Here is a 25,134-nt window from a genome sequence, read left to right as displayed (position 1 = left end):
GGTTTCGATGTGTGCGTCGGCAATTGCCGCCGTGGACGCGGCAGGGTGCGTCGGCGGCAGGGGCGCGGCGAGGAGTTTCTTTCGTTTCCGGCCCGGGCCTGATACGATCAGTCCATGCCCGACATCCTGACATTCCTGCTCGTGGCCCTGGCCCTGATCGTTCTCATCGCCGGGGTCCGCCTCCTGCGCGGCCAGTCGCGCGGCAAGACCAATCATTTCGTGCGCGTGGACTTCGACGGCTACAAAGGCAAGGAGATGTACGAGCGCTTCGTCAGCAAGGAGCGGTAGGCCTGCAAGGCGTCCCTGCCTGACCCTGCCGGGGGTCTTGCGGGCCGCGAAGCGCAAAGAGGGCGGGGAGGAAATTGCCTCCCAAAGAGAAAGGGGCTCGCGGTGTAACCCGCAAGCCCCTGATGTTCGTGGTGCCGAGGGAGGGAGTTGAACCCCCGACACGGGGATTTTCAGTCCCCTGCTCTACCAACTGAGCTACCTCGGCACGAGGAAGTGAGCAATTAGCCTCTTCACGGACTCTTGGCAACTACTTTTTCAGAGGCCGACGCGAAAAGTGCACTTCAGGGCGCTTTCACGCCGTCCGGCGCGAGCTGCCTGCACAGAGCCTTGAAGTCTTGGGCCAGCTCCTCGACCAGAAAGGGGGCCTGTTCCAGCGTGTTGCCCCGCGCGGCCTCCTCCAGTCTCCGCGCAAGGTCCGCCGAGCGCGCCGCGCCCACGGTGGCCAGCGCGCCCTTCAGGGCGTGGGCCGCCAGGGCCAGCTCCGTCGAGCGGCCGCAGGAGAGGTGGTCGCGCAGAGCGGCCAGCCGCTCCGCGAAGCCGTCCACCAGCACCTGGGCCACCTCCCGGAAGAGGTCTTCGTCCTCCAGGCGGCTCAGGGCCTCCTGGCGGTCAAGGGTTGGGAGCCGTGCGAAGGCGGCTTCCGGCAGGGGCGCGTGCGAGACAGGTTCCGGGATCGGTTGCGCGGGCTGCTCCGGAGCCGGGCCGGACGTCCGCCGCCCCTGCGCGGCGGCCGCCTGGGCAAGGGCCTGCTCCAGCCGGGAGAGGTCCAGGGGCTTGGTGAGGTAGCCGTCCATGCCCGCTTCGAGACACATCTCCCGGTAGCCCGAGACGGCGTGGGCCGTCATGGCCAGGATGCGCACGCCCGCCGCGGGCTCTCCGGCCTCCCCGGCGCGGATGCGCCGTGTGGCCTCCAGTCCGTCCATGCCGGGCATTTCAACGTCCATGAACACCACGTCGAAGGGTTCGCGGCGCAGGCGCTCCAGGGCCTCGACGCCGCCTCCGGCGATGTCCGTGCGCTGGCCCAGTTTCTCCAGCAGGGCCTTGGCCACCTTCTTGTTCTCTTCGTTGTCCTCCACCACCAGGACGCGCAGTCGCGGCAGGGGGCGCAGGGCCTTCCGCGACGCAGTGGCGGGGACGGTCCTCTCGCCCGGGCCGCAGACGCCCAGCGGCAGGCGCACGGTGAACTCGCTGCCCCGGCCCTCCTCGCTGCGCACGGACACGCTCCCGCCCATCATCTCCGCAAGCTGGCGCGCGATGGAGAGTCCGAGGCCCGTGCCGCCGTGTTTGCGGCTGGTGGAGTCGTCGGCCTGGCGGAAGAGGTCGAAGATGCGCTCCTGCAGCTCCGGGGAGATGCCGATGCCCGTGTCGGTCACCCGCGCGCGCAGCTCGAAATCGTCGCCGCCGGGCAGGGGGCAGGCCTCGGCCGAGAGGGTCACGCTGCCCGAGGCGGTGAATTTCACGGCGTTGCCCACCAGGTTGGTGAGGATCTGGCGCAGGCGGCCCGGGTCGCCCTTGGCCGCGCGGGGGAGCTCCGGGTGCAGCCGGACGTCCAGGGACACGCCCTTCTGGGCGGCCTGGCGCTCGAAGGGCTCCAGGCAGGCGTGCAGCAGCGGGGCGGTCTCGAAGGGCTCGCTGGCCAGAATCAGGTGCCCGGCCTCGATGCGGGAGAAGTCGAGGATGTCGTCGATGATGCCCAGCAGGTGATGGGAGGCGCGGTCCACCATGTCCAGGCGTTCGCGCTGTTCGGGGGAGAGCGGTGAATCGAGCACGAGGCGGGTCATGTTCACCACTGCGTTCATGGGGGTGCGGATTTCGTGGCTCATTTTGGCCAGGAATTCGCTTTTGGCGCGGCTTGCCGCGGCGGAGCGCGCGGCCAGCTCCTGGGCGCGCGCCGAGTAAAGCTCCAGCTGGCGGTTGGTGACGCGCAGTTCCTCGGTGCGTTCGGCCACCTTGAGGTCCAGGTCGCGGGCCTGGCGGGCCACTTCTTCGTAGAGCCGGGCCTTGTGCACGCCCAGAGAGACCACGTAGGCCATGGACTCCAGGTGCTCGGCCCGGGCCTCCATGTCGCGTGGGCGCACGCTGCCCAGGCCCAGCACGCCTATGAGTTCGCTGCCCACCCAGAGGGGCAGGGCCGCGAAGGAGGTGATCCCTCCGCGCGTGCAGGCTTTGCGGGTGAAGCGCCGGTCGCCGTGGATGTCGCGCGAGAAGAGGGAGTGGCGTTCCTGGGCGGCCTGGCCGCAGAGGCAGTCGCCGAGGGCGTGGGTCAAGGCGGCCGGATCGGAGTAGCCGGGCAGGCTGGTCTGGAGGGCCTGGGCCTGGAGCAGGTCTCCGTCCAGGAGGTAGAGCACGGCGAGGTCCATGCTGAGCAGTTCGGCCACGGATTCCACAGCTGTCCGAGCGGTCTCATCCAGGGTGACGGCCTGGTTGACGGCGCGGCCGAGGGTGCTCAGGGCGGCGGGTTCGCTCACGTCCCAGGCCAGTCCGCCCGCAAGGGGGGCCTTGCCCTCGCGCAGTATGGGGAACTTGGTGGTGCGCCACAGGGAGGCGCCGGCGCGGCCGCCGATGCGTTCGTCGCGAACGACCACCCGGCCGGCCAGGGCTTCGCGGGTGTCGCGGGCCATGGCCTCGCCGAGTTCGCCGGGGAAGAGCTCCTGGGGCGTCTTGCCGTTCCAGTCCGTCTCGGGGCCCAGCATGTCGCGGAAGTGGCGGTTGATGAATTGCGCGCGGGTGTCCTGGTCCTGGAGGAAGACCACGGCGGGGATCTGGTCCATGAACGTGGAGAAGATGTCGCGCGATTCGCGCAGGCCCTCTTGGGCCAGACGGCGCTCGGTGTCGTCGAGCAGGACGGCGAACACGGCGCGCGTGGCCCCGTAATCCAAAAACACGGCCGAGATGAGCGCCCAGAAGACGCGCCCGTCGCCCGAGACCATCTCCACCTCGCGGCGTACGCTGCCGTGGCGCTCCAGGGTGGCGATGAGTTCCGCGCGGTCCTCGGGGTTCTTGTAGAAGTTCACCGACATGCGGAGGTTCGCGTCCGGCGCGGGGACAGCCAGGAGGTCTCGGCAGGCGCGGTTCATGTAGAGGACGTTCCCCTCCTCGCGCGTGGTGACCGAGATGGGGGCGGGCAGCGCTTCCAGGAGCAGCCTGTGCCAGGCCTCCAGGCGGCGCAGTTCCTCCAGGGCGCGCACCTCGGGGGTGATGTCGCGGTTGCTCGCCCTGGTGCCCGCGAAGCGGCCGTCCTTGCCGGTGACGGGCTGGCAGACGTGTCCGATCCAGCGCACGGAGCCGTCCGCGTGGCGGATGCGGAAGCGCGCCCTGCCGCAGGACTGGTCGGCGCGCACGTGGTCGCGGTGGGCGTACCAGGAGGGGAGATCTTCCTCCAGGATGATGGCTTCCAGCAGCGACGGGTTGGCCATGAAGGCCCCCGGCGAGCGGCCGGTGATGTGCTCGCAGGAGGGGGAGACGTAGGCCAGGGAGCCGTCGGGGAACTGCCAGTACTCCCAGTCGTGGGTGAAGTCGGCGATGGTGCGGTAGCGCTCCTCGGCCTGGCGCAGGGCCTCCTCGGCGCGTCGGCGCTCCTTCATCTCGCGGGAGAGGCGGCGCAGGGCGTCCTCCAGGGGGGCGGGGTCGCACGGGGGGCCGGGCGGGGCGGCGTGGCGCAGGATGGCCAGCTCCAGCACGGCGCGGGTGTGCCGGGGGTCCTGGGGCAGGAGGAGCGTCCCGTCGGGATCGGCCTGGGCCAGGGCGCGCAGGGCCTGGGCGTCGGTGCGGGCCGTGGCGCACACCACGGCAATCCCCGGGCCGTTCTTGAGGGCGCGGCAGGCCTGGGCGGCGTCGAGGGAGGGATCGTCGAGGTCGAGGAGCGCCACGCCGGGCGGGTCGCGCAGCACGCGGTCCAGGGCCTCTTGGAGGTTAGCGGCCGTTGCCGGGAGTGGGGCCCCCGCGCGCCGCAGCACATCGGCCAGTTCCCTGGCCCTGTCCGGCAAGCCGGTGACGACCAGCACCTTGATTACCTTGCCGATCATGACGCTTGAGTTCCTGCTGTCCTGAGCGCCCGCTCGGGGCGGGCAGGGGGGCGGCGGCGCGACAGGGGCCGCGCCGCCGGGGGATCAGAACGGGTTGATGGTGCGTTCCTTGGTGAAGTGCATGTAGCCCAGGTTGGCCCCCAGGCGCAGCCCCACGCCGAAGCGGATGGGGGCCAGCACCACCGGGGAGGAGCGCTGGTAGTTCATGCCGAAGCCGCCCACCACGTAGGCGCTGCCGTCCACGCTGGGGAATCGTTGGTAGATCTGGTCGACGCTGGTCATGCCGTAGACCATGCAGAACACCTTGGAGGCGTTGACGCCCAGGTCCAGCCCCACGGAGGGGCTCTGCCAGTAGACGTAGGCCTTCTGGCCGTTCTTGAGGTAGAGCCAGCCCTCGCCGTAGCGGAAGCCCACCACCAGCGCGCCGGCGCCCTCGCTGCCTTTGATGAAGCCCGTGGGCTCGCCGTATTTCTCGAAGGCCCGGGAGATCAGGTCGGCCAGGCCCCTGGCCCCGCCCTCGAAGAAGCCCATGACCTGCTCGTCCACCTCCTTGCGGGAGTAGGTGGTCACCTGCCGGGCCTCGGGCATGTCGAAGATGCGGCTCCCGGAGCCCTGGCCCGAAGCGGGGGGCTCGGCCGGGGTCTCGGCGGCCGGAGGCTGGCCGCCGGGGGTCCAGGTGCCGCCGGGAGCGCCGCCGGAGCCCTTGCCGTAGGAGGCGGGCGGGGGCGGGTATTTCTCCACGGCCGGGGCCTGGGAGTTGAAGGGGGATTTGCCGTCCGCCGCGGGCTTGGCCTCGGGGGCCGGGGCAGGCGCGGGCGCGGATTTGGGCGCGGGCGCGGGGTCCTTGAGCGCCGGGGCCTGGGGCTTCTCCACGGTGGGCTCGTCGGTGAGCGTGCGCTCCTGGAGGGCCGGGGCGTCCGCGGCCCAGAGGGTCAGGGCCAGCGCGAGAATGAGCAGGGGGGCCGTCTTGTTCAAGGCGTTCCTCCGTTGGGTCCTTTGCCCAGCCTGATGGTCAGGCCGTCGGCGGTTTTCTCCACGGCAGGGCGTTTGCCGCCCTTGGGCGGGTGGGCCAGGTCGAGGACGATGCGCAGCTTGTCCGGGTGCCTGCCCAGGCGGATGGCCTGCACCTGGCCGCCCGCGGGCTTTTCGGGGCGCTGGTAGGTCCATTGTCCCGGCAGGTCGATCACCAGCCGGGAGGGCGTTCCCAGGAGCATGGCCTCGGCCTTGGCCTGGGTGTGCGCGCCGTGCAGGGTGAAGACGATCTCCTCGGGCGACTCGAACACGGAAAGCTTGTCCACCACGCGGCGTTCGGGCTCGGGTTTGGGCTTGGCCTCGGGGGCCTTGGCCGGGGCCTGCTGCTGGGCCTGGGGCGCGGCCGGGGCCTGGGGGGCCGCCGGAGCGGGCTGGGGCGGGGTCTGCTGGGCCTGGGGTTCCTGGGCCTGGCCCTGCTGGGCGGGGCGGGCCTTGTCCTGTTCCTTTTTCAGGCGCTCCTGGGCGCGCTTGAGGTCGGTCTCGGCCTTGCGCAACTCTTCCTGGGCGCGGCGCAGGGTTTCCTCGCGGGACTTGCGGGCCGAGGCCTCGGCCTGTTTGGCGTCGGCCTGAGCCTTGCGCTCCAGGGCCTGCCTCGCGCGGCGCTCGGCGGGCATTTCGGGCTTGGGAGCCGGTTCCGGCTGGGCCTTGGGGGGCTCGGCCGGAGGCGGCGGGGGCGGCGGCGGAAGAAGCGCCGGGAGAGGCTCCGGCTCGGGCTGGGGCTTCTCCGCGAAGATGGTGTCCAGGGATCTGTCCGGCGCGGCGGGCGGGGTCAGGGGGGCCACCACGGGGGCCGGGGCCTGGGGCGGCAAGGCCACCTTGCGCTCGGGCGCGGGGGGCTCCTGGGGCTGGGGGGCCGGGGCAGGTTGCGCCGGGGCCGCCTCCTGCACGGGCGCGGGGGCCTCCTGGGAGGAGGCGCGCCACCAGGCGAGTCCGCCAACCACCACGGCGGCCAGGATCACCGCGCCCAGAATGAGCAGCTTGTCGTTGCGTGTCAGGGCCATCGCGTCTCCTCTGCAGGCGGTATCATTGATGGCGCGGGGTGGGCAAGGCCCGGCGGGGTGCGCGCGTCCTGGAATCCTTGCCCTTTCGCGTGACGTATCGTAATACGATTCATCCAACGGAGGAGCAAGCCATGCAACGCCGCGTGCGAAGCGTCCGCGTCCCGGCGGAACTCGACGAACTGGACCTGACGGGGCTGGTGCACGAGTGCGCCAAATACCTGCGAGACCTGGAGAGCGCCACGTTGCTCAAGTCCCAGGGCAACCGCGAGGCCGCCGAGGCCCTCCTCAAGGCGCGCCAGGCCGACCTGGGGCGGCGCGTGGGCCACAAGGTCTGGGAGGCCCGGGTGAAGTACGGGGAGAAGCTCAGGAAGGGCGAGCCCGGCGAGCACCACGAGGCCGAGGGCTAGGGCGCGCCCCCCACCGCCAGCCTTCCGCCCAGGCGATACCCGTCCTCCCCCACGTCCAGAACGTACGCCCAGGCCTCCACGCCGGCCTCCAGGGCCTGGTGGAACTCCCGGCCGTAGGCCTCGTCCACGGCCCAGGCCGGGCCGAAGCACCGCGCGTCCGGGCGCTGCACGCAGAAGAAGAGCGCCGCGCGCTCCCCCTTGCGGGCCAGGCGCGAAAGCTCCGTCAGGTGCTTGCGGGCGCGCTCGGAGGGCGCGTCCGGGAACTGGGCCTGGCAGTCCTCCACCAGGGTCACGTTCTTGGTTTCCACCCAGAGCGGCCCGGCCGGTCCTTCCAGCAGGGCGTCCAGGCGGCCGCCCTCGAAGCGCGGCTCCGCCTTGAAGGTCTCGTATCCGGCCGTCTCGGGCAGAAGCCCGGCCGCCCAGGCGGCCCGCAGCGCCCGGGTGGGCACGGAGGTGTCCACGCCCACCCAGAAAGCGCCCGGCCGCACGGCCTCCACGCTCCAGGGCAGCTTGCGCCCGGGCGTGTCGCGCCGCGTGGCGAGCACCTGCGCGCCGGGGCGCAGAAGCCCCAGCATGGTCCCGGTGTTGTTGGTGTGGGCGGTGAAGCGTTCCCCCGCGCCGTCTTCAAGGTCCATGAGGAAGCGCGCCCTGCGCCCCACGAGCCGGGCCACCCGCGCCGGACCGGAAAGCGGCAGGAGAACGGGGCCGGGATGCGCCGAAGAATTTACTGTTTCCATTTTTTTCTCTACTGTCCCGAAGGCATCCCGCGCCCGTCACATCCAACCAGCAGCGAGACCCTCATGCGCATTTCCCTGAAGCTCTCCCGCATCCAGCCGTCGGCGACGTTGGCCATCAACGCCAAGGCCCAGGAACTCAAGGCCCAGGGCAAGCCAGTGATCAGCCTGGCCGTGGGCGAGCCCGACTCCCCCACGCCCGAGCACGTCAAACAGGCCGCCCGGCAGGCCCTGGACGACAACTTCACCCGCTACACCCCCGTGCCCGGCATCCCCGAGCTGCGCGACGCCGTGGGCGGCTACTTCGGGCGTTTTTACGGCGTCACCCCGCCGCGCGAGGCCGTCATCGTCTCCAACGGCGGCAAGCAGGTGCTCTACAATCTTTTCACGGCGCTGCTCAACCCCGGCGAGCAGGTGCTCATCCCCGCCCCCTACTGGGTGAGCTACCCCGACATGGTGCTCCTGGCGGGCGGCGAGCCCGTGGCCGTGCCCACCGAGCCCGAGGACGACTTCCTCGTCTCCGTGGAGGCCCTGGAGAAGGCCCGCACGCCGCTCACCCGCGCGCTGGTGCTCAACTCGCCCTCCAACCCCACCGGCTGCTGCTACTCCAAGGCCCAGCTGGACGCCATCATGGAATGGGCCGTGGGGCGCGGCATCTTCGTGATCTCCGACGAAATCTACGACCAGCTGGTCTACCCGCCCGCCGAGCGCCTCTCCGTGGTGCACTGGTGGGAGCGCCACCCCGAAAAGGTGGCCGTGGTCAACGGCCTGGCCAAGAGCTTCGCCATGACGGGCTGGCGCATCGGCTACTGCGTGGCCCACCCGGATCTGATCAAGGCCCAGTCCAAGATCCAGGGGCAGTCCACGTCCAACGTGTGCTCCTTCGCCCAGAAGGGGGCCGTGGCCGCGCTCACCGGCAGCTTCGACTGCGTGGAGCAGATGCGCCAGGGCTTCGAGCGCCGCCGCAACCTGGCCATGGAGATCGTCTCCTCCTGGGAGGGCGTGAAGTGCCCCAACCCCGGCGGCGCGTTCTACCTCTTCCCCGACGTGAGCGCGCGCTTCAACGCCCAGACCCCGGACTCGGCCAGCCTCTGCAAGCGCATCCTGGAAGAGGCCCTGGTGGCCCTGGTGCCCGGCTCCGCCTTCGGCGACGACCGCTGCCTGCGCTTCTCCTACGCCGTCTCCGACGAGACGCTGCTCAAGGCCCTGGAGGCCGTGGGCAAAGTGCTCAAAGGGTAACGCGCCGGGCGAGACATCTTCGCCCAAGGGTGGTACGACGCCCGAAGCGTCCGCCCGCCAAGGCGGACCCACACGAACCGACAAGGAGCCCCCGCATGTCCGACAACGTGCTCGACTGGACCAGCGCCTACCCCGAAAAGGTCTCCCCCAGCGCCGGACAGGCCCGGCTGGGGGCCTTCGTGGAACGCCTCGCCGCCGACCTCTCCGGGCCGGAAGGCGGCAGGCTGCCCTTCATCAACCTGCCCCACTGGCCCGCCCTCAAGCGCGACCTGGCCGCCCTGGCCCCGCGCCTGAAGGGCTTCAAGCACATGCTGCTCCTGGGCATCGGCGGCTCCGCCCTGGGCGCGCGCGCCCTCCAGAAGGCCTTCGCCCCGGGCCAGGACCTGCCCGGACACCAGGGACCCTGGCTCTGGATCGCCGACAACGTGGACTCGGGCTCGCTCATGGCCTACTTCACCAAGCTCGACCCCGCCGAGACCGTGGTGGTGGCCGTGAGCAAGTCCGGCGGCACCATCGAGACCGCCAGCCAGTACTTCCTGGCCTGCCGCTGGCTCAGGGAAGCCCTGGGCGACTCCTGGAAGGACCACCTGATCATGGTCACCGGCGAGGACGGCTTCTTCCGCAAGGAGTCGGCGCGCCACGGCTTCACCACCCTGCCCGTGCCCACCTACATGGGCGGGCGCTACTCGGTGCTTTCGGCCGTGGGGCTCATCCCTGCCGCCTTCCTGGGCATCGACTGCGAGGCCCTGGTGGAGGGCGCGCTCTCCGTCACCAAGCCCCTCACCGAGACCATCCTCTCGCCCAAGATCCTCGCCGCGCACCCCGCCTGGGAGCTGGCCTGCTGGAACTGGTCCATCATCGATTCGGGCTTCACCCAGCTCATCTTCTTCTGCTACGTGCCGCGCCTGGCCACCCTGGGGGCCTGGTTCGGCCAGCTCTGGGCCGAAAGCCTGGGCAAGGAAGGCAAGGGCTCCATGCCCCTGCCCGCCGTGGGCGTCACCGACCAGCACTCCCTGCAGCAGATGTTCCTGGACGGCCCTCGCGACAAGGGCTGCCTGTTCATCACCAGCCGCGAGGAAGACCCCGGCACGGCCTTCCCCGACGACCTCCCCGCCGAGTTCGGCTTCCTGCGCGGCAAGATGCTTGGCGAGCTGCTCCCGGCCGAGGCCCTTGGCTCGCGCATGGCCATGACCCAGCGCGGCATCCCCCTGGTGGAGGCCAGCCTCGCTAGCTGCACCGAGCACGAGTGCGGCCGCCTCATGGCCCTCCTGGAGCTCTCCACCCTCTTCACCGGGTGGCTGCTCTCCATCGACCCCCTGGACCAGCCCGCCGTGGAGCTGGGCAAGCGCCTGGCCAAGGCCCGCCTCGGGGCCGACGGCCTGGCCAAGGAAAAGGCCGATCTGGCCCAGTTCCTCTCGGCCCAGCGCCGGACCACGGGGTTCTAGGGAGCGTGGCCTTTCCGACCCAGCACGATGCGCCGTCCCCGGCGGGCCATGCGGCCCGCCGGGGGCTTTCGCGGCGACGCCGGGCCACGCCCCGGGACCGCGCCATCCCCTCCGCGAGGCCCCGTGACGCCCGCTGACGCAGCCCAGGGCGGCCGCCCGGGCGCTTCCTTCGGGCTGCTCAAGTTCGTCTCCTGGGGCACGCTCGCGCTCACGCTGCTTTCGAGCCTCTTCCTCTCGCTCTTCCTGGCCAACCAGGCCCGCGACGTGCTCCTGGAAAAGCAGCACGACTTCGCGCAGCTCCTGGCCGCCACGCTCAACGCGGCGGTGTCCAAACGCTTCTACATTCCCAACTTCTGGGTGTTCGGCCGCCCGGACCTCTCCAACCCTGAGCAGTACAAGCGCCTGGACGAGGTGATCAAAGGGGCCATGGACGAGTCCCCGGCCCGCGACGTGCGCCTCTACGACCTCTCGGGCGTGGTGGTCTACGCCCAGGACCGCGCCCTCCTGGGCCGCGAGGGCCTGGGCGGAGAGGCCCTGGCCCAGGCCATGGACCAGGAGAAGTACGCCTACGAGTTCATCTACCAGACCGGCGCGCTGGGGGCCTTCTTCTCGGCGGAGATCGCGCCCAACTCCGTGGTGATGCGCACGCGCGGGCCGCTGCGCATCAAGGGCTTCGTGCCCGTGGCCGACCAGCCGCCCGCCCAGGGCCAGGAGCAGGCCCAGGAGCAGGGCGAGCCCCCCTCGCCAGGGGAGGCCCCCGGCGGCAGCCTCGTGGAGGTGGAGGGCGTCATCGGCGGGCTGGAGTTCACCCTGGACATCACCGCCGACTACCGCAAGCTCGTCACCTTCCAGCGCCTGATCACCCTCTCGGCCCTGGGCTCCTCCCTGGTGCTCTTCTTCGTGCTGCGCATGCTCATCCACCGCGCCGACCGCCTGGGCGCCCAGCGCATGCGCGAAAAGGAGGAGTACGAACGCGAGGCCCTGCAGAACGAGAAGCTCGTGAGCATGGGCCGCATGGTGGCGGGCATCGCCCACGAGATCCGCAACCCCCTGGGCATCATCCGCTCCAGTTCCGAGCTGCTGCTGGCGCGCGCCAAGGACAAGGACCCCCTCACCGCCAAGATCCTGGCCGCCATCCACGAGGAGGCCGTGCGCCTCTCCAAGACCGTGGGCGACTTCCTGGACTACGCCCGGCCCAAGGCCCTCAAGCTCGAACCCGTGGACCTCTGCGCCGTGCTCGACCAGTGCCTGGCCTTTCTGGAGCAGAAGTGCCGCGCCCAGGGCGTGGAGGTGGTGCGCGCCTGCGAGCCCGGCGTCATGGTGCCCGGCGACAAGGACCTGCTCTACCGCGCCCTCTACAACATCCTGGCCAACGCCCTGGAGGCCATGGCCCAGGAGCCCGGACAGGCCTGCGCCCAGAACCCGGAAGGCGACGGCCCCGAAACCCTGCGCGGCCAGATCGTGGTGGAGTCCGGCGAGGAGGGCGGGCGCATCCGCCTGCGCGTCACGGACACGGGGCCGGGCATCCCCCCCGCCATCCGCGACAAGCTCCTGGACCCCTTCTTCACCACCAAGCCCCAGGGAACGGGCCTGGGCCTGGCCATCACCGCCAGCATCCTGCGCAGCCACGGGGCCGAGCTGCGCCTGGGCGACAACCCCGAGGGCGGGGCCAGGGTGGACATCCTCTTCCCCAGGCCCTAGTATCTCCGGGCCATGGCAACCCAAGTCCTCATCCTCGACGACGAGCGCAACTACCTGCTCATCCTCGAAGCCCTCCTGGCCGACGCCGGCTACGCCGTCACCGCCCTGGACGACCCGGAGATGGGCCTGGCCTACCTTGAGGAATCCGAGGTGGACGTGGTCATCACGGACATGAAGATGCCCAAGGTGACCGGCCAGGAAGTGCTGGAGCGCGTGAAGCGCTCCTACCCCCACGTGCCCGTGATCATCATGACCGCCTTCGGCTCCATCGAGGGCGCGGTGGAGGCCATGCGCGTGGGGGCCTTCGACTACGTCACCAAGCCCTTCTCCAACGACGAGCTGCTGCTCACCGTGGGCAAGGCCGCCCAGTTCGCCCGCGCCCAGCGCGAGAACATCCTCCTGCGCCAGACCCTGGAAGAACGCTTCGCCGTGCACCAGATCATCGGGCGCTCCAAGGCCATGGGCCAGGTGCTGGAGCTGGTGGAGCGCGCCGCGCCCTCTCGCTCCACGGTGCTCATCACGGGCGAGTCGGGCACGGGCAAGGAGCTCATCGCCAAGGCCATCCACTTCGCCTCGCCCCGCAAGGACCAGCCCTTCGTCTCCGTGAACTGCATGGCCCTGAACCCGGGCATCCTGGAGAGCGAACTCTTCGGCCACGAGAAGGGCTCCTTCACCGGGGCCGTGGCCAAGCGCAGGGGCCGCTTCGAGGCCGCCCAGGGAGGCACGCTCTTCCTCGACGAGATCGGCGAACTCTCCGCCGACATCCAGGTGAAGCTCCTGCGCGTGCTCCAGGAGCGCTCCTTCGAGCGCGTGGGCGGGACGCAGACCGTGGAGGCGGACATCCGCGTGGTGGCCGCCACCAACAAAAACCTCACCGAGGCCGTGAAGGCCGGAACCTTCCGGGAAGACCTCTTCTACCGCCTCAACGTGGTCTCCATACAAATGCCCGCCCTGCGCGAACGCCGCGAGGACGTGCCCCTGCTGGCCGTCCACTTCCTGCGCAAATACGCCGAGGAGAACGCCAAGAACGTCCAGGGTTTCGCCACCGAGGCCGTGGACGCCCTCACGGGCTACGAGTGGCCCGGCAACGTGCGCCAGCTCCAGAACGTGGTGGAGCGCTGCGTGGTGCTGGCCTCGGGAGAACTCATCGGCGTGGAGGAGCTGCCTGCCGAGGTGCGCGACGAGGAGACGCAGTACAAGTCCGCCGTGGACCTCCTGCCCGTGCAGATCAACCTGGGCGAGACCCTGGAGCGCATCGAGGCCGCCCTGGTGCGCCGCGCCCTGGCCCGGGTCGACTTCGTGCAGGTGAAGGCCGCCGAGATGCTGGGCGTCTCCAAGAGCCTGCTGCAGTACAAGCTCAAGAAGTACAACATCGCGGGGCACTAGTCCGACCATGCGTCCCGTCTGGTACGGCTTCTACCTTCTGGCGTTCACGGCGCTCTGCTTCGCGGGCGCGGAGGGCGTTCTGCGCCTCACCGGCCGCGTGCCCTCCGGCGCGGCCGTGCCCCGCTACTTCGCGGGCGTGCACGGCGACCTGGAGCCCCACCTGCGCGTGGTGGACCGCACCGTCCCCGCGCTGCCCTACCGCGTAACGGCCAACAACCAGGGCTCCCGGGGCCTGGCGGACTACTCCTCGTCCAAGCCCGAGGGCGTGCTGCGCGTGCTCTGCCTGGGCGACTCCTTCACCTACGGCTACGGCGTGGACGACGAGCACACCTACCCCGAACTGCTGCGCCGCGAGCTGGAACGCCGCTACCCGGGCCAGAAGTTCGAGGTGGTCAACGCCGGCATCCCCATCTTCGGCATCCTCGACGCCATGGACTACTACCTCACGAAAGGCGCGGCCCTCATGCCCGACGTGGTGGTGCTCCAGTTCTTCCCCAACGACATCCACGACCACACCCGCGACGTGCTTTTCCGCGAGGGCCTGGCCAACGATCCGGTCTACACCGCCCGGGGGCTCCTCTCGCGCTGGTTCTCCTGGTCGCGGGTCTACCAGGCGGCGGCCAACATCGGCTTCCTCTTCCGCACCGGGGCCAGGGCCGTGAGCAGCCCCCCCCAGATGACCAGCGGCGAGCACAAGACCAACCCCGGGCTCGACCCCTTCCGCTTCAAGGCCACGGACTACGAGAAGGCCCGCAGCGAAAACGCCCGGGACATCCTCGGCCCCGCCTCCGGGCAGGAGCTGGCCCGCGTCTGGAGCGCCTACCGCGCGGCCCTGGAGGGCATGCGCCGCTTCACGGAGCACTTCGGGGCCAGGCTCGTCTTCCTGGCCGTGCCGGACCTGATGGAGGTGGAGGGCCGCCTCTACGCCGCCCGCCAGGAGCTGGCCCCGGCCGTGAACGCCATGGGCCTGCCCGCCGTGGACATGCTCGAACCCTTCCGGCGCTCGCTCTTCGTGCGGGGCGTGCACCCCTACCTGACCCCGCGCGACGGCCACTGCTCCCCCGAGGGCAACCAGCTCGTGGCCCTGGCCGTGGCCGACAGGCTGCGCCTGGCGGCCACCCCCGAGGGCGCGCCCCTGCTGGCCGTGGCCCCGGGCGACCCCATGGACGCCATGGCCCGGCCCCAGGGCGCGCGGCTGGCCGTGGCCCCGGGCGGGGCAGTGAAGGCGGAGCCCGGCGCGGCGCTCCATGTGTGGGCGGTCTCCTCCCGGGGCCTGGAGAGCATGGCCGAGGGCTCGGTGGCCATCGACTGGCTGGGGGCCGTGCAGGCCCGCCAGGGGGAACTGGTGCTGGAGTGCGCCGCGCAGGGCCCCGTGGGCCGCGTGGAGGTCCGCCTGCCCGCGCGCCTGGAGCGCGGCGCGGAATCGGCACTGGGCGTGGACTTCTCCCTGGACGGACAGGCCTGGGAGCCCCTGCTGCGCCGCACGGGCGAGGCCCTGGAGCGCCCCGAGGGCTATGAAACCTTCAGCGTGCTCGACCGGCGCGTGCGCGAGGCCAGCGCCTCCCGCTTCTTCCTGCGCGTCGCCCTGGCGGGCAAGGCCCGGCTCTACACCGAACGCTCCGGGAGCCAGGGCGACGGCAGCCGCGCGTTCTGGGTCACGGCCTTCCCGGCGACCCCGTGATTCCCGGCGGCGTGGCCGAGTACGTGGCGGCCCTCAAGGCCTCCGAGCGTCTCAAGGACCGCATCTGCTGCCACCGCACGCTGGAGCCCGCCCCGGCCGAATACGGCGAGCCCGTGCGCCCCTTCTCCCCGGCCCTGCGCGAGATCCTGGCCGCGCGGGGCATCGCGCGCCTCTACAGCCATCAGGCCCTGGCCTGTTCCCTGGCCCTGGGCGGGCGCAACGTGGCCTCGGCCACGCCCACGGCTTCGGGCAAGACCCTCACGTACTCCCTGCCCGTGCTGGAACGCTTCCTGGCCGATCCCTCCTCCCGCGCGCTCTTCGTCTTCCCCCTCAAGGCCCTGGCCCAGGACCAGCTCAAGGCCTTCGAGCGCCTCACCGGAAGCCTGCCCGCCTCGGCCAGGCCCCGCGCGGCGGTCTACGACGGCGACACCACCGCATACGCCCGGCGCAAGCTCCGCCTGGACCCGCCCCACGTGCTCATCACCAACCCCGAGATGCTCCATCTGGCCATCCTGCCCCACCACGAGACCTGGACCACCTTCCTGGCCGGGCTCAACTTCGTGGTGGTGGACGAAATGCACGCCTACCGGGGCGTCATGGGCTCCCACATGGCCCACGTGCTGCGCCGCCTGGGCCGCGTCTGCGAGCGCTTCGGCGCGCGCCCCGCGCACCTGTTCTCCTCGGCCACCATCGGCAACCCCGGCGAGCTGGCCCAGGCCCTCTCGGGACTGCCCGTGGAGGTGGTCTCGCGCTCGGGCGCGCCAACGGGCAGGCGGCACGTGCTCTTCGTCAACCCCCTGGAGGGCGCGGCGCGCACGGCCATAATGCTCCTCAAGGCCGCCCTGGCGAGGGGCTTGCGCACCATCGTCTATTGCCAGTCGCGCAAGATGACCGAGCTGGTGGCCCTGTGGGCTGCCGAGAAGGCCGGGGCCATGGCCCCGCGTATCAGCGCCTACCGCTCCGGCTTCCTGCCCGAGGAGCGCCGGGACATCGAGGCCCGCATGGCCTCGGGCGACCTGCTGGCCGTCATCTCCACCTCGGCCCTGGAGCTGGGCATCGACATCGGCGGCCTGGACCTGTGCATCCTGGCGGGCTACCCGGGCACGGTAATGTCCACCTGGCAGCGCGGCGGGCGCGTGGGGCGCGGCGGGGGCGAGTCCGCCGTGATCCTGGTGGCGGGCGAGGACGCCCTGGACCAGTACTTCATGCGCCACCCCGAGGATTTCTTCGACCGGCCCCCCGAGGACGCCGTGGTCAACCCCGACAACCCGGCCATCCTGGCCCGCCATCTTGAGTGCGCCGCCGCCGAGTACGCCCTGCGCCCCCACGAACCGTATCTCCAGACTCAGGCCGCGCGCGAGGGCGTCCGCGCCCTGGCGGACCAGGGCAGGCTCCTCCTGGACGCCGAAGGCAGCCGCATCCACGCCGCGCGCAAGGCTCCCCACCGCGACGTGGACCTGCGCGGCTCCGGCGGGCTCTACCACATCCAGGACGCGCGGGGGCACTCCATCGGCCACGTGGACGAGCACCGCGCCTTCCGCGAGACCCACCCCGGAGCCGTGTACATCCACCGGGGCACGAGCTTCGTGGTGGAGTCGCTTTCCCTGGCCGAGCGCCTGGCCGTGGCCTCGGAGCGCAAGGTGGACTACTACACGCGCACGCGCGGCCAGAAGTCCACGGAGATCCTGGAGGTGCGCGAGCAGGGGGTCGCTTTCGGCGCGCGCGTCGGCCTGGGGCGGCTCCGGGTGACGGAGACGGTCACGGGCTACGAGCGCCGTTCGGTGCGCGGGGGGCGGCTCCTGAACATCGTGCCCCTGGACCTGCCGCCCCTCACCTTCGAGACCGAAGGCCTCTGGTTCGAGATCGGCCGCCAGGACCAGGACGAGGCCGAGCGCAGGCTCTTCCACTTCATGGGCGGCATCCACGCCGTGGAGCACGCGGCCATCGGCATCCTGCCGCTGCTGGTGATGACCGACCGCAACGATCTGGGCGGCATCTCCACGCCCCTGCACCCCCAGCTGGGCCGCGCGGCGGTGTTCGTCTACGACGGCGTGCCCGGCGGCGTGGGGCTCACGCGCCAGGCCTACGCCCGGCGCGCGGAACTCCTGGAGCGCACCCTGGCGGCCATCGCGGGCTGCCCGTGCGAGTCGGGCTGCCCCTCCTGCGTGCACTCGCCCAAGTGCGGCTCCGGCAACCGGCCCATCGACAAGATCGCCGCCCGGTTCCTGTTGGAGCGCATCCTGCGCGGCGCGCCCGAGGAGCGCCCGGCCCTGGAGATCGCCCGGGAGGACGAGGCGGCCGAGCAGGGCGCGCTCCCCAGGGGCGAGGTTTTCGCGGCGGTCGGACCGGCGGCGCCCGCGCGGGAGGAGGGCGATGCCGCCGTGGGGCCGGACGCGTCCGGCGTGATACCGCGCCGCGACACGCAGCCCGGGGGGGCATCCGGCCCCGGCTCTGGCAGGGACGCGCCGCGCGCCGCGCCGCCCTTCGCCGGGTCCGCGCAGGTCCCCGGCGCTCCCCGCGTCGAGCCGCCCCGCGACCCCGGACGGGTGATGGTCTTCGACGTGGAGACCCAGCTCTCCGCCGCCGAGGTGGGCGGCTGGCACAAGGCGCGCGACATGCGCCTCTCCGTGGGCGTGGTCTGGGACTCCCAGGCGGACGATTTCCTGACGTTCACCGAGGAGCGCGCGCAGGAGCTCGTAGAGACCCTGACCCGGGCCGATCTCGTGGTGGGCTTCAACTGCCTGCGCTTCGACTACGAGGTGCTCCGCCGCTACACCTCCCTGGACTTCTCCCGCCTGCCCACCCTGGACCTCCTGGAGCGCATCAAGGCGCGCCTGGGCGTGCGCGTCTCCCTGGACACCCTGGCCCGGGCCACCCTGGGGGCCTCCAAGACCGCCGACGGCCTCAAGGCCCTGCAGTGGTGGAAGGAGGGGCGCGTGGAGGAGATCATCCACTATTGCAAGGCGGACGTGGCCGTCACGCGCGACCTCTGGCGCTTCGGGCGCGACCACGGCTACGTGCTCTACGCCAACAAGGCCGGGAACGTGGTGCGCTGCCCCGCCACGTGGAGCGAGGCCGTACCGGACCCGTTCCCGGACCTGGCCGCTCCCGGCCCGGCGCGCCGGTCCTGAGGAAGGCCGCCCCGCCGCCGGTCCTGAGGAAGGGCTTCCCGCCGCCGCCCGGCGGGGGCGCGCTCATTCCTGCCTGGAGAGCTCCTTCGCCACCCACGCGGAGGCGGCCGAAATGTCGTGGAATTCATCCAGGGAGCGGGCGGCCGCGCCGGGGTCGCGCGCCAGTATCATGTGGGACAGGTCCCTGCCGGGGCCGAGTTCCAGGAACACCCGGCATCCGCGCGAGAGCATGGTCTCCATGCACAGGTCCCAGCGGATGGTGGTGCTGATCTGCGCTGCCAGGGCCCGCGCGATAGGGGCTGGGTCCCACTGCGCCTCGGCGCTCACCCCGGAGAGCACCGGCACGGCGGGTGGGGTCGGCATCGTCTGGCGCAGCGCCTCCCCGAAGCGCGCCGAGGCCTGGGCCAGGAAGGGGGTGTGGGAGGCCAGGGGCACGGGCAGGGGCTCCACCCGCGTCGCGCCCGCGGCGGCGAACGCCCGGGAAAGCTCCTCGAAACGTTCCCTCCCGACGCCGGCCACCACATGGTCCGGCCCCACGACGATGGCCAGGCTCCCCCGGCATTGCCCCGCCACGCGCGCCGCCGTCTCCGGGGACAGGCCCAGCACGGCCATCAGCCCGGAAGGCGTCCCGGCCGCCGCCTGGTCCATCTCCCGCGCCCTGCGGGCCGCCAGGTCCAGGGCCTGGCCTGGCGCGAAACACCCCGCCAGGGCGCAGGCGTTGAACTCCCCGAGGCTGTACCCCGCCAGCAGGTCCGGCCGGGGCATGGACGGCGCGAGCGTCTCCCAGGCCATCAACTGGTAAAGGCAGATGAGCGGCTGGGCGATGGCGTCCAGAAACAGCAGGTCCGGATCCACGTCCCCGGGGGCTTCGCGCAGTCCGGCGGGCAGGTGCGGGCGCACCGCGTCCAGCAGGCGCGCGGCCCCGGGGCTGCCGGACGCCCTGGCGATCAGGTTCGGGGTTTGGCGGCCCTGCCCGGAGCAGAGCACGGCGAATGCGGCCATCGGAGAGTCTCCATGGAGCGGCAGAAGAGCGTGGCGGCCAGCAGGTCGGCCACGCCCCCGGCGCTCAGGTTGCGGGCCGTGAACGCCCGGTGGATTTCCAGGGCGTGTTGCTCCCAGCCCCGCGCCAAGGCCCCGCCCTGCCGGTTGAAACGCCGGGCGCGGCGTCTGGCGTAGTCCAGGCCGCGCAGGCCCCCCCGATGGACCAGGGTGGTGTCCTCGGCGGTTTCCAGCAGCGCGAAGAAGCAGTGCACGCGCCCGCTGGCCAGGGGCAGGCCCGCCTCCAGCGCTTCGTCCAGGGCCGGAAGTCCGGCCCGCGCGACGCTGGGAAAGCCCCGGGCCGCCTCCAGGCGCGCGCCGCCCAGGCCGTGGAGGCTGCGGGCGCGCTCCCCGGCGCTGCGGGCCGCCAGGGGGAACGACGCCGCGAGCTCCTCCCCGAACCGCGTCCGGACGTGCCCCGAAAGCCCCTGGAAGTCCAGGGCGCGGCCCCCGGCGGCCAGGGCTCCGGCGGCCGCCGCCAGCAGGCCCAGGCAGAAGATGGCCCCCTTGTGGGTGTTCACGCCTCCCGTGGCCTCCAGCATGCGCGCCTCGGCCGCCAGCCCGATGGCGCGCAGCGCGGCCAGCTCCGCGCCCTGGCCACCCGCCCGGGCCAGCTCCCGCAGCGGGGAGCGCAGGGCCTTGATGCTGGCCAGGAACGTGCCCGCGTCCATGTCCCGGTGGCTGCCGGAGTCGCGGAAGCTGACGAGCCCGGGCTTGGGATAGGTCGCAAGCTCCCGCAGGAGCGCCGCGCAGGCGGCGCGGGCGATGGCCTCGGGGCAGATTGCGGGCGCGACCGCGCGCGCGTTCGCGAGGCCGCACCCGGTCGGGGCCTCGGGCAGCACGCGCGCGGGAGGGGCCTCAGGCCCCCAGGGAGTCCAGGAGGGAGTTCCGGCTGGCAAGATGGACGACTGCATCGGATTTGACGAGCACCTTGGGAGTGTTTCTGGCGTATTCGGCCCACTGGAAGCTTCCACCGTCCGGCAGGAGCACCTCCGCCTCCACCGGGGGGGCGTCCCCGCCCGGGTCGGCCAGCGCGCGCCCGAGGGCGTCCAGCGCTTCACGCCGGTCCACGGCCACCAGCAGGTCCACGTCGGACCCAGCATGGAGGAAATCCAGGCCGGTCAGACCGGCCCAGGCCAGGCTGCCGAACACGCGCGGGGCAAGGCCCGCATCCTCCAGGACCTGGAGGAGCCGGGCGAGGCCCGAGCGCCAGGGGGCGGGCGCGGCCTCCAGGCACTGGCGCAGCAGGGGGGGCGGGTCGAGCGCCAGGACGGCCCGGGCATGGACCGCGTACGGCAGCCGCAGGCCGCCCTCCCCGGGAGGCAGGGCCAGGCCGCAGCAGAGCAGCCCATCGGGCGTCCGGCAGGGGCGGCGCACCACCAGCGGCAGCCCGGCCCCGATCCACCGGCCGATGCGCTCCGGGTTCCGGGGCGCGCATCCGTCGGGGCGCACGAGCCCTTCGGCCCAGGCTTCGGGGGCAAGCCGCGCGAACCAATGGCGATGCGCCGCGACGAGCCGCATGGGTCAGGCCGAGGCCACGCGGTCCATGATGTCCCGGGCCAGGGTGCGTCCGGCGCGCTCCCGGCCCAGGGCGGCCCGCTCGTCCTGGGGCGAGCAGGCGGCCAGGGCGGCCTCCAGGCGCTGGGCGTGGTCCGCGTCCCAGATTTCGTGGATGCCGCCCATCTTGAAGAAAGGTTGGAGCCCGGGCGCGAACACGGGCAGGGTTTTGCTCAGTTCCTCCAGGAAGTCCTGGGAGAGGCGGGTCACCCGGGCGATGGACGCCAGGTTCATGACCGAGGTGCGGGCGTCGGCCAGGGCGCAGATCCGGTCCGCCAGCATCCCGCAGGCGATGAAGCCCCCCGCGACGGAGTTGCCGTAGACCACAGCCAGGATCTTGTGGCCCCTGCGGCGGGCCAGGTCCTGCAGGGCGGCAAGGTTGGCGATGTATTCGAAGAGTCCCAGCAGCTCCTCGCGCAGGGCCATGCGCTGCCCGGCGTTGTCCACCAGCAGGACCACGGGGCGGCCCGGATGGTCGCGCAGCACGTCCAGCAGGCCCTCGCCCAGGGCCAGGATCTCCTCCAGGCCGATGAAGGCGTTGTCCGTGGTGCCCAGAACCGCGGCCACGGCCTCGCCGCGCGTCCCGACGCGGGCCTCGCCCAGGACCACGTTCCCCTCGGTCCGCACGGAGCATCCTGCCGGGAACAGGCTTTTGAGCGCCTCGTCGAGCTTCACGGCGTTTCCTCCCGCGCGGGCTCAAGCCGCGCCTCAAGATCGCGGACGTCCATGGCGGGCACGTCCTCCGGCCGGTCGAACCCCATGGCGCGCCAGATGTCCAGGGCGTCCCCGGCCGATCCGTACGTCTCGAACCGGGCCTTGAGCGCCGCGCGCCTGGCGGCCAGGGCTTCCAGGGTGAAGGAGGCGGGGCGGTCCAGGGCCTTGAGGAGGGCCTCCCGGAAGGCCGGGATGTGGTCCTCCACCAGGGCGCTCACCGCGCCGAACAGACGGCGGTTCTTGCCGCCCGTGGTGCGCCAGACCAGCGCCCTGTCGCGGGAGTCGAAGGCCTCCACGCCCATGGTGGTTTCGATGACCTCCGGGCCGGAGACGCCCATGCGCCCCTCTTGCGAGGCGATGAGCGTGTCGCAGCAGCCGCTGACGATCCCCGCGCCGCCGAAAGAGCCGCAGGAGCCCCCCACCACGCCGATCACCGGAACGCCCGCATGGCGCAGGTCGAAGATGGCGCGCATGATCTCCGTGACGCCGATCTCCCCTGCGTTGGCCTCCTGCAGGCGCACTCCGCCCGAATCGAGCAGGAAGACGAAGGCCTCGGGACGGGTGCGCAGGGCGCGCCGGAGCAGGCCCGCCACCTTGGCGGCGTGGACCTCCCCAAAGGCCCCGCCCATGAAGCGGCCCTCCTGGGCGGCCAGGGACACGGGCCGGCCGCCGATCAGGGCGTCGCCCACCACCACGCCGTCGTCGAAGGCCGCCGGAAGCCCGAAGAAGGGCAGGCTGGGGCTTGTGCGGCGCTCCGTTGGGCCGCAGATTTCCTTGAAGCTCCCGGGGTCCGCGATGCCCGAGACCCGCTGCCTGGCCGTGGCCTCGAAATAGCTGCGTCTGGTGGCGCGCATGGACCGCTCCGTTCAGCCGTTGAGGGCTTCCAGCGCCTGGGCCAGCCGGAGGCCGACCACGGCGGGGCTGGCCGCCGAGTCGTTGATGGAAAACAGCACGTCGCCCGGGGCGTGCTTGGCCATGAAGTCCTCCACCACGGCCCGCCATGTGTCCCGGTAGCCCTTGGCGGAGGTGTCGATGACGAAGCGGCACGCTCCGCCAAGGTCCATGGCCTCGGCCAGGACCTCCAGATTGCCCGAGGTGACCACCCCCGCGATGGCCCATTCGTTGGCGCGCGGGCCGCCGGTCCTGCCGGGGAGGGTGAATTCCAGATGTTCCATGGGGCCTCCTGCTACCAGTTCCTGAAGCGGCTGGGCGGATCGTAGAGGCCGCCGGACCAGTCCACCAGATCCTTGATGCTCCTGGCCGCCAGCATGTCGCGGGTGGCGCGGCTCTCCTTGATGTCCAGGTCGCAGGCCCACTGCACGGCCTTGCGCTCGCGCAGGCGGTCCACCATGGCCTTGTCGCGGGCCAGGCCCACGGGCGTGAATCCGGCCACGCCGCGCACGGCCTGCTCGCGCTCCTGGGGCGTGCGGCACAGCAGCAGGTTGGCCACCCCCTCCTCGGTGACGATGTGGGTGATGTCGTCGCCGTAGATCATCACCGGAGGGGTCTCAAAGAAGCCCTTTTCCTGGAAGTCCCAGGCGTCGAGCCGCTCCACGAAGGTGGGCAGCATCCTGCCGCGGAAGGTTTCCACGATCTGAACCACGAGCTTCCTGCCCCGGGGCATGGCGGCCCCTGCGTAGCCCTCGGCGCCTGCCGCGAGCCAGGCGGGGCTGGCATGCCTGCGCCCGCGCGACTCGCAGCCGAAGTTGGGCGCGCCGCCGTAGCCCACCAGACGCCCCGACGTTACCGTGGAGCTGTTGGCCTGGGTGTCTATCTGAAGGGTGGCGCCCACGAAGATGTCCGCGAAGTGGCCGCTCATCTGGCTGAAGAAGCGGTTTGAGCGCATGGTTCCGCCGGGGCCGACGGGGAAGATGTCGGGCTTGTTGTTGACGTAGGCCTCCATGCCCACCTCGCCGCCCACGGGGTAGACGATCTCCGCGAAGCCCTCCTCGATGGCCGGGATCATGGTGGGGTGCGGGTTGAGCGCCCAGAAGCGGCAGGCCCTGCCCTTGAGCCCCAGCTCCTGGCCGTAGGTGGGCAGGAGCAGTTCGATGGCGGCCGTGTTGAACCCCACGCCGTGGTTGATGGTCCGGGGCAGATACCGGGCGTAGATGGCCTTCATGGCCATCATGCCCATGAGCACCTGCACGTCGCTGATGCGCGCGGGGTCCTTGGTGAAGAGCGGCTCGATGTAGAAGGGCCTGGGGCTCTCCACGATGAAGTCCACCCAGTCCGAAGGGATGTCCACCCGGGGGAGCTTGTCCACCACCTCGTTGACCTGCACCACGGACACCCCGTCCTTGAACGCCGTGGCCTCGATGAGGGCCGGGGTCTCCTCGGTGCTGAAGCCGGTGTAGACGTTCCCGGCCCTGTCGGCCTGGGCGGCGGCGAGCAGGCACACGTCGGGGCAGAGGTCGGTGTAGGAACGGGCGTAGAGCTCCACATAGGTGTGGATGGCGCCGATGGTCAGGCGTTTCTCGTCCACCATGCGGAAGAGGCGTTCCCCCTGGGGCCCGGCGTAGGCGAAGTCGAGGGTGGCGGCGATGCCGCGCTCGAAGACGTCCAGGTGCTCCGGGAGGATCACCGAGGATTGGGTCATGCGCAGGCCGTTCACCCGGTCGGGGTTCACCCGGGCCAGGCACTGGGCCAGGAAGTCGGCCTGCTTCTGGTTGTCGCCCTCGATGCAGACCCGGTCTCCCGGGGCGATCACCGCCTCCAGAAGGCGCACCACGTCGCCTGGGGGGACGAACTGTCCCCGGGCGACGCCGGACGCGGCCTCCAGTTTGCGGGCGCGCGCCCGCATGCGAGTGCTGAACCGGGCGTCGGTGACCATGCGTGCCCCCGGGCTTGGAAGTTGGTCGCGCGCCGCGCGACGGGCCTTGCGGGCGTCGGGCGGGCCAGCGCCGCGTCTGTTTGCCCGGCCGATGCTAGCCCACGGCGCGGCGAATGGGAACCGCGAAGATCATCCGGGCCGCGACGGCTTGTCAGAAGGATGAACAAAGCGTAATCTTCTTCAAAAGCATCAAGCAGATGCTCCAGGCAACCGAACAAGGACTCCCCCGCATGAAGCTGACCACCCGCAGCCGTTACGGAACGCGCATGCTGCTCGATCTGGCCCAGAACGGAGGCAACGGCCCCGTGCGCGTGAGCGAAATCGCTCATCGCCAGGGAATTTCCGTGAAATATTTGGAAAAACTGTCGCGCATTCTCAAGAAGGCCGGCCTTATCCGCAGCATGCGCGGCTCCAAGGGCGGGCATCTGCTGGCCAAGCCGCCCTCGTCCATCTCCATGGGCGAGATCGTGCGCGCCCTGGAGGGCGACCTGAACCTCGTCACCTGCTGGACCGAGCGCACCAGCTGCCCGCGCCTGAAGACCTGCGTCACCAGCCGCCTCTGGCAGGAGGTGAGCAAGGCCCTGCTGGAACGCCTCGATTCCATGACCCTCGAAGAACTGCTCAAGGCCAGCACCCCCGAGGACGCAACGCCCTGTTGCGAGTGATCGCCCCTCACCTACAGCATCTCTTCCGGCGGCCCACCCCTCCAGTGCGGTGGGCCGCCGGGTCGGCGGGTTCGCCCTCTCCCGGGGCGTAGCCGCGTCCGGCCCGCGTCGTTTCCCCACCGACCGTATTCGGCAGGGCCGCGGGCCATCCCGCCTGAAAGGCCCTCCGGCCTGTTTGGTCCCCAGCGTTTCACGGTCCGTGCAAACCATCCGCCGCACCCTCCTGTTCCTGTCGTTTGAGCGTAGGTAGCGGGGCG

Annotated in this window: 20 protein-coding genes and 1 tRNA gene; 9 read left to right on the top strand and 12 right to left on the bottom strand. The window is 71.4% G+C overall.

Going from position 1 to position 25,134, the window contains the following annotated elements:
• The first annotated feature begins 114 nt into the window (after nt 1-114).
• Nucleotides 115-288, top strand: coding sequence for a hypothetical protein (locus NNJEOMEG_RS04080; protein ID WP_173081561.1), 174 nt, complete (start codon nt 115-117; stop codon nt 286-288).
• A gap of 129 nt (nt 289-417) precedes the next feature.
• Here the strand turns inward: NNJEOMEG_RS04080 and NNJEOMEG_RS04075 are convergent.
• The 4 genes from NNJEOMEG_RS04075 to NNJEOMEG_RS04060 form a co-directional block, all read right to left on the bottom strand.
• Nucleotides 418-493, bottom strand: a tRNA-Phe gene (locus NNJEOMEG_RS04075).
• A gap of 76 nt (nt 494-569) precedes the next feature.
• On the bottom strand, nt 570-4,313 hold the full coding sequence (locus tag NNJEOMEG_RS04070) for a response regulator (protein ID WP_173081559.1): 3,744 nt from the start codon (nt 4,311-4,313) through the stop codon (nt 570-572).
• Nucleotides 4,314-4,397: 84 nt separating this feature from the next.
• On the bottom strand, nt 4,398-5,288 hold the full coding sequence (locus tag NNJEOMEG_RS04065) for a DUF1134 domain-containing protein (RefSeq protein ID WP_235956825.1): 891 nt from the start codon (nt 5,286-5,288) through the stop codon (nt 4,398-4,400).
• Nucleotides 5,285-6,346 (bottom strand): AMIN domain-containing protein, encoded by a 1,062-nt coding sequence (locus NNJEOMEG_RS04060; protein ID WP_173081557.1) that lies wholly within the window; start codon nt 6,344-6,346, stop codon nt 5,285-5,287. Before NNJEOMEG_RS04060 ends, NNJEOMEG_RS04065 begins: the two co-directional genes overlap by 4 nt.
• A 131-nt stretch (nt 6,347-6,477) precedes the next feature.
• Between NNJEOMEG_RS04060 and NNJEOMEG_RS04055 the strand changes: the two genes are divergently transcribed.
• A complete protein-coding gene (locus tag NNJEOMEG_RS04055) occupies nt 6,478-6,753 on the top strand; it encodes a hypothetical protein (protein WP_173081555.1) in 276 nt (91 codons plus the stop codon).
• On the opposite strand, the gene sfsA is transcribed toward NNJEOMEG_RS04055, so the two are convergent.
• Nucleotides 6,750-7,490 carry a DNA/RNA nuclease SfsA gene (gene sfsA, locus NNJEOMEG_RS04050; RefSeq protein WP_173081553.1) on the bottom strand — a complete coding sequence of 247 codons (741 nt, stop codon included), beginning with the start codon at nt 7,488-7,490 and terminating at the stop codon, nt 6,750-6,752. The genes NNJEOMEG_RS04055 and sfsA overlap by 4 nt on opposite strands.
• A gap of 63 nt (nt 7,491-7,553) precedes the next feature.
• Here sfsA and NNJEOMEG_RS04045 point away from each other — a divergent pair, with 63 nt between their 5' ends.
• The 6 genes from NNJEOMEG_RS04045 (at nt 7,554) to NNJEOMEG_RS04020 (ending at nt 18,070) form a co-directional block, all read left to right on the top strand.
• Nucleotides 7,554-8,726, top strand: coding sequence for a pyridoxal phosphate-dependent aminotransferase (locus NNJEOMEG_RS04045; RefSeq protein ID WP_173081551.1), 1,173 nt, complete (start codon nt 7,554-7,556; stop codon nt 8,724-8,726).
• Between the two features lie 95 nt (nt 8,727-8,821).
• The gene (locus NNJEOMEG_RS04040; RefSeq protein ID WP_173081549.1) at nt 8,822-10,171 is read left to right on the top strand and encodes a phosphoglucose isomerase-related protein; all 1,350 of its coding nucleotides are present in this window, start codon (nt 8,822-8,824) and stop codon (nt 10,169-10,171) included.
• A 123-nt stretch (nt 10,172-10,294) separates the two neighbouring features.
• Nucleotides 10,295-11,872 carry a sensor histidine kinase gene (locus tag NNJEOMEG_RS20890; RefSeq protein ID WP_268885674.1) on the top strand — a complete coding sequence of 526 codons (1,578 nt, stop codon included), beginning with the start codon at nt 10,295-10,297 and terminating at the stop codon, nt 11,870-11,872.
• Nucleotides 11,873-11,884: 12 nt separating this feature from the next.
• Nucleotides 11,885-13,258: a sigma-54-dependent transcriptional regulator gene (locus tag NNJEOMEG_RS04030; RefSeq protein WP_173081545.1), complete on the top strand. Its 1,374-nt coding sequence runs from the start codon at nt 11,885-11,887 to the stop codon at nt 13,256-13,258.
• Nucleotides 13,259-13,265: 7 nt separating this feature from the next.
• Entirely contained in the window at nt 13,266-14,939 is a 1,674-nt protein-coding gene (locus NNJEOMEG_RS04025; protein WP_173081543.1) for an SGNH/GDSL hydrolase family protein, read from the top strand.
• A complete protein-coding gene (locus NNJEOMEG_RS04020; protein ID WP_235956824.1) occupies nt 14,936-18,070 on the top strand; it encodes a DEAD/DEAH box helicase in 3,135 nt (1,044 codons plus the stop codon). The genes NNJEOMEG_RS04025 and NNJEOMEG_RS04020 overlap by 4 nt, the downstream gene beginning before the upstream one ends.
• 63 nt (nt 18,071-18,133) lie before the next feature.
• Here NNJEOMEG_RS04020 and NNJEOMEG_RS04015 read toward each other — a convergent pair whose 3' ends face one another.
• The 7 genes from NNJEOMEG_RS04015 to mdcA are packed head-to-tail and all read right to left on the bottom strand — an operon-like array spanning nt 18,134 to nt 24,212.
• Entirely contained in the window at nt 18,134-19,072 is a 939-nt protein-coding gene (locus NNJEOMEG_RS04015) for an ACP S-malonyltransferase (RefSeq protein WP_173081541.1), read from the bottom strand.
• Nucleotides 19,018-20,022, bottom strand: a complete 1,005-nt coding sequence (locus NNJEOMEG_RS04010) for a triphosphoribosyl-dephospho-CoA synthase (RefSeq protein ID WP_173081540.1) — start codon at nt 20,020-20,022, stop codon at nt 19,018-19,020. Before NNJEOMEG_RS04010 ends, NNJEOMEG_RS04015 begins: the two co-directional genes overlap by 55 nt.
• Nucleotides 19,967-20,629 carry a malonate decarboxylase holo-[acyl-carrier-protein] synthase gene (gene mdcG, locus NNJEOMEG_RS04005; RefSeq protein WP_173081539.1) on the bottom strand — a complete coding sequence of 221 codons (663 nt, stop codon included), beginning with the start codon at nt 20,627-20,629 and terminating at the stop codon, nt 19,967-19,969. The genes NNJEOMEG_RS04010 and mdcG overlap by 56 nt, the downstream gene beginning before the upstream one ends.
• Before the next feature lie 3 nt (nt 20,630-20,632).
• Nucleotides 20,633-21,340: a biotin-independent malonate decarboxylase subunit gamma gene (locus NNJEOMEG_RS04000; protein ID WP_173081538.1), complete on the bottom strand. Its 708-nt coding sequence runs from the start codon at nt 21,338-21,340 to the stop codon at nt 20,633-20,635.
• Nucleotides 21,337-22,233, bottom strand: a complete 897-nt coding sequence (locus NNJEOMEG_RS03995) for a biotin-independent malonate decarboxylase subunit beta (protein WP_173081537.1) — start codon at nt 22,231-22,233, stop codon at nt 21,337-21,339. Before NNJEOMEG_RS03995 ends, NNJEOMEG_RS04000 begins: the two co-directional genes overlap by 4 nt.
• Before the next feature lie 12 nt (nt 22,234-22,245).
• Nucleotides 22,246-22,554: a malonate decarboxylase acyl carrier protein gene (mdcC, locus tag NNJEOMEG_RS03990; RefSeq protein ID WP_173081536.1), complete on the bottom strand. Its 309-nt coding sequence runs from the start codon at nt 22,552-22,554 to the stop codon at nt 22,246-22,248.
• Between the two features lie 11 nt (nt 22,555-22,565).
• Nucleotides 22,566-24,212 carry a malonate decarboxylase subunit alpha gene (gene mdcA / locus NNJEOMEG_RS03985; RefSeq protein ID WP_173081535.1) on the bottom strand — a complete coding sequence of 549 codons (1,647 nt, stop codon included), beginning with the start codon at nt 24,210-24,212 and terminating at the stop codon, nt 22,566-22,568.
• A gap of 230 nt (nt 24,213-24,442) precedes the next feature.
• Between mdcA and NNJEOMEG_RS03980 the strand changes: the two genes are divergently transcribed.
• On the top strand, nt 24,443-24,877 hold the full coding sequence (locus tag NNJEOMEG_RS03980) for an RrF2 family transcriptional regulator (RefSeq protein ID WP_173081533.1): 435 nt from the start codon (nt 24,443-24,445) through the stop codon (nt 24,875-24,877).
• Nucleotides 24,878-25,134: the final 257 nt, after the last annotated feature.

This window comes from Fundidesulfovibrio magnetotacticus (assembly GCF_013019105.1).
In the GTDB taxonomy this organism is placed as follows: domain Bacteria; phylum Desulfobacterota; class Desulfovibrionia; order Desulfovibrionales; family Desulfovibrionaceae; genus Fundidesulfovibrio; species Fundidesulfovibrio magnetotacticus.
This window is presented reverse-complemented; position numbering and strand designations above follow the sequence as displayed.

What these genes read in the sequence shown, in the direction of transcription:
- mdcC (WP_173081536.1), bottom strand. Translation starts at nt 22,554, where the DNA reads ATGGAACATCTGGAATTCACCCTCCCCGGCAGGACCGGCGGCCCGCGC.
- NNJEOMEG_RS04060 (WP_173081557.1), bottom strand. Translation starts at nt 6,346, where the DNA reads ATGGCCCTGACACGCAACGACAAGCTGCTCATTCTGGGCGCGGTGATC.
- mdcA (WP_173081535.1), bottom strand. Translation starts at nt 24,212, where the DNA reads ATGGTCACCGACGCCCGGTTCAGCACTCGCATGCGGGCGCGCGCCCGC.
- NNJEOMEG_RS03980 (WP_173081533.1), top strand. Translation starts at nt 24,443, where the DNA reads ATGAAGCTGACCACCCGCAGCCGTTACGGAACGCGCATGCTGCTCGAT.
- NNJEOMEG_RS03995 (WP_173081537.1), bottom strand. Translation starts at nt 22,233, where the DNA reads ATGCGCGCCACCAGACGCAGCTATTTCGAGGCCACGGCCAGGCAGCGG.
- NNJEOMEG_RS04055 (WP_173081555.1), top strand. Translation starts at nt 6,478, where the DNA reads ATGCAACGCCGCGTGCGAAGCGTCCGCGTCCCGGCGGAACTCGACGAA.
- NNJEOMEG_RS04010 (WP_173081540.1), bottom strand. Translation starts at nt 20,022, where the DNA reads ATGCAGTCGTCCATCTTGCCAGCCGGAACTCCCTCCTGGACTCCCTGG.
- NNJEOMEG_RS04080 (WP_173081561.1), top strand. Translation starts at nt 115, where the DNA reads ATGCCCGACATCCTGACATTCCTGCTCGTGGCCCTGGCCCTGATCGTT.
- sfsA (WP_173081553.1), bottom strand. Translation starts at nt 7,490, where the DNA reads ATGGAAACAGTAAATTCTTCGGCGCATCCCGGCCCCGTTCTCCTGCCG.
- NNJEOMEG_RS04045 (WP_173081551.1), top strand. Translation starts at nt 7,554, where the DNA reads ATGCGCATTTCCCTGAAGCTCTCCCGCATCCAGCCGTCGGCGACGTTG.
- NNJEOMEG_RS04040 (WP_173081549.1), top strand. Translation starts at nt 8,822, where the DNA reads ATGTCCGACAACGTGCTCGACTGGACCAGCGCCTACCCCGAAAAGGTC.
- mdcG (WP_173081539.1), bottom strand. Translation starts at nt 20,629, where the DNA reads ATGCGGCTCGTCGCGGCGCATCGCCATTGGTTCGCGCGGCTTGCCCCC.
- NNJEOMEG_RS04015 (WP_173081541.1), bottom strand. Translation starts at nt 19,072, where the DNA reads ATGGCCGCATTCGCCGTGCTCTGCTCCGGGCAGGGCCGCCAAACCCCG.
- NNJEOMEG_RS04030 (WP_173081545.1), top strand. Translation starts at nt 11,885, where the DNA reads ATGGCAACCCAAGTCCTCATCCTCGACGACGAGCGCAACTACCTGCTC.
- NNJEOMEG_RS04070 (WP_173081559.1), bottom strand. Translation starts at nt 4,313, where the DNA reads ATGATCGGCAAGGTAATCAAGGTGCTGGTCGTCACCGGCTTGCCGGAC.
- NNJEOMEG_RS04025 (WP_173081543.1), top strand. Translation starts at nt 13,266, where the DNA reads ATGCGTCCCGTCTGGTACGGCTTCTACCTTCTGGCGTTCACGGCGCTC.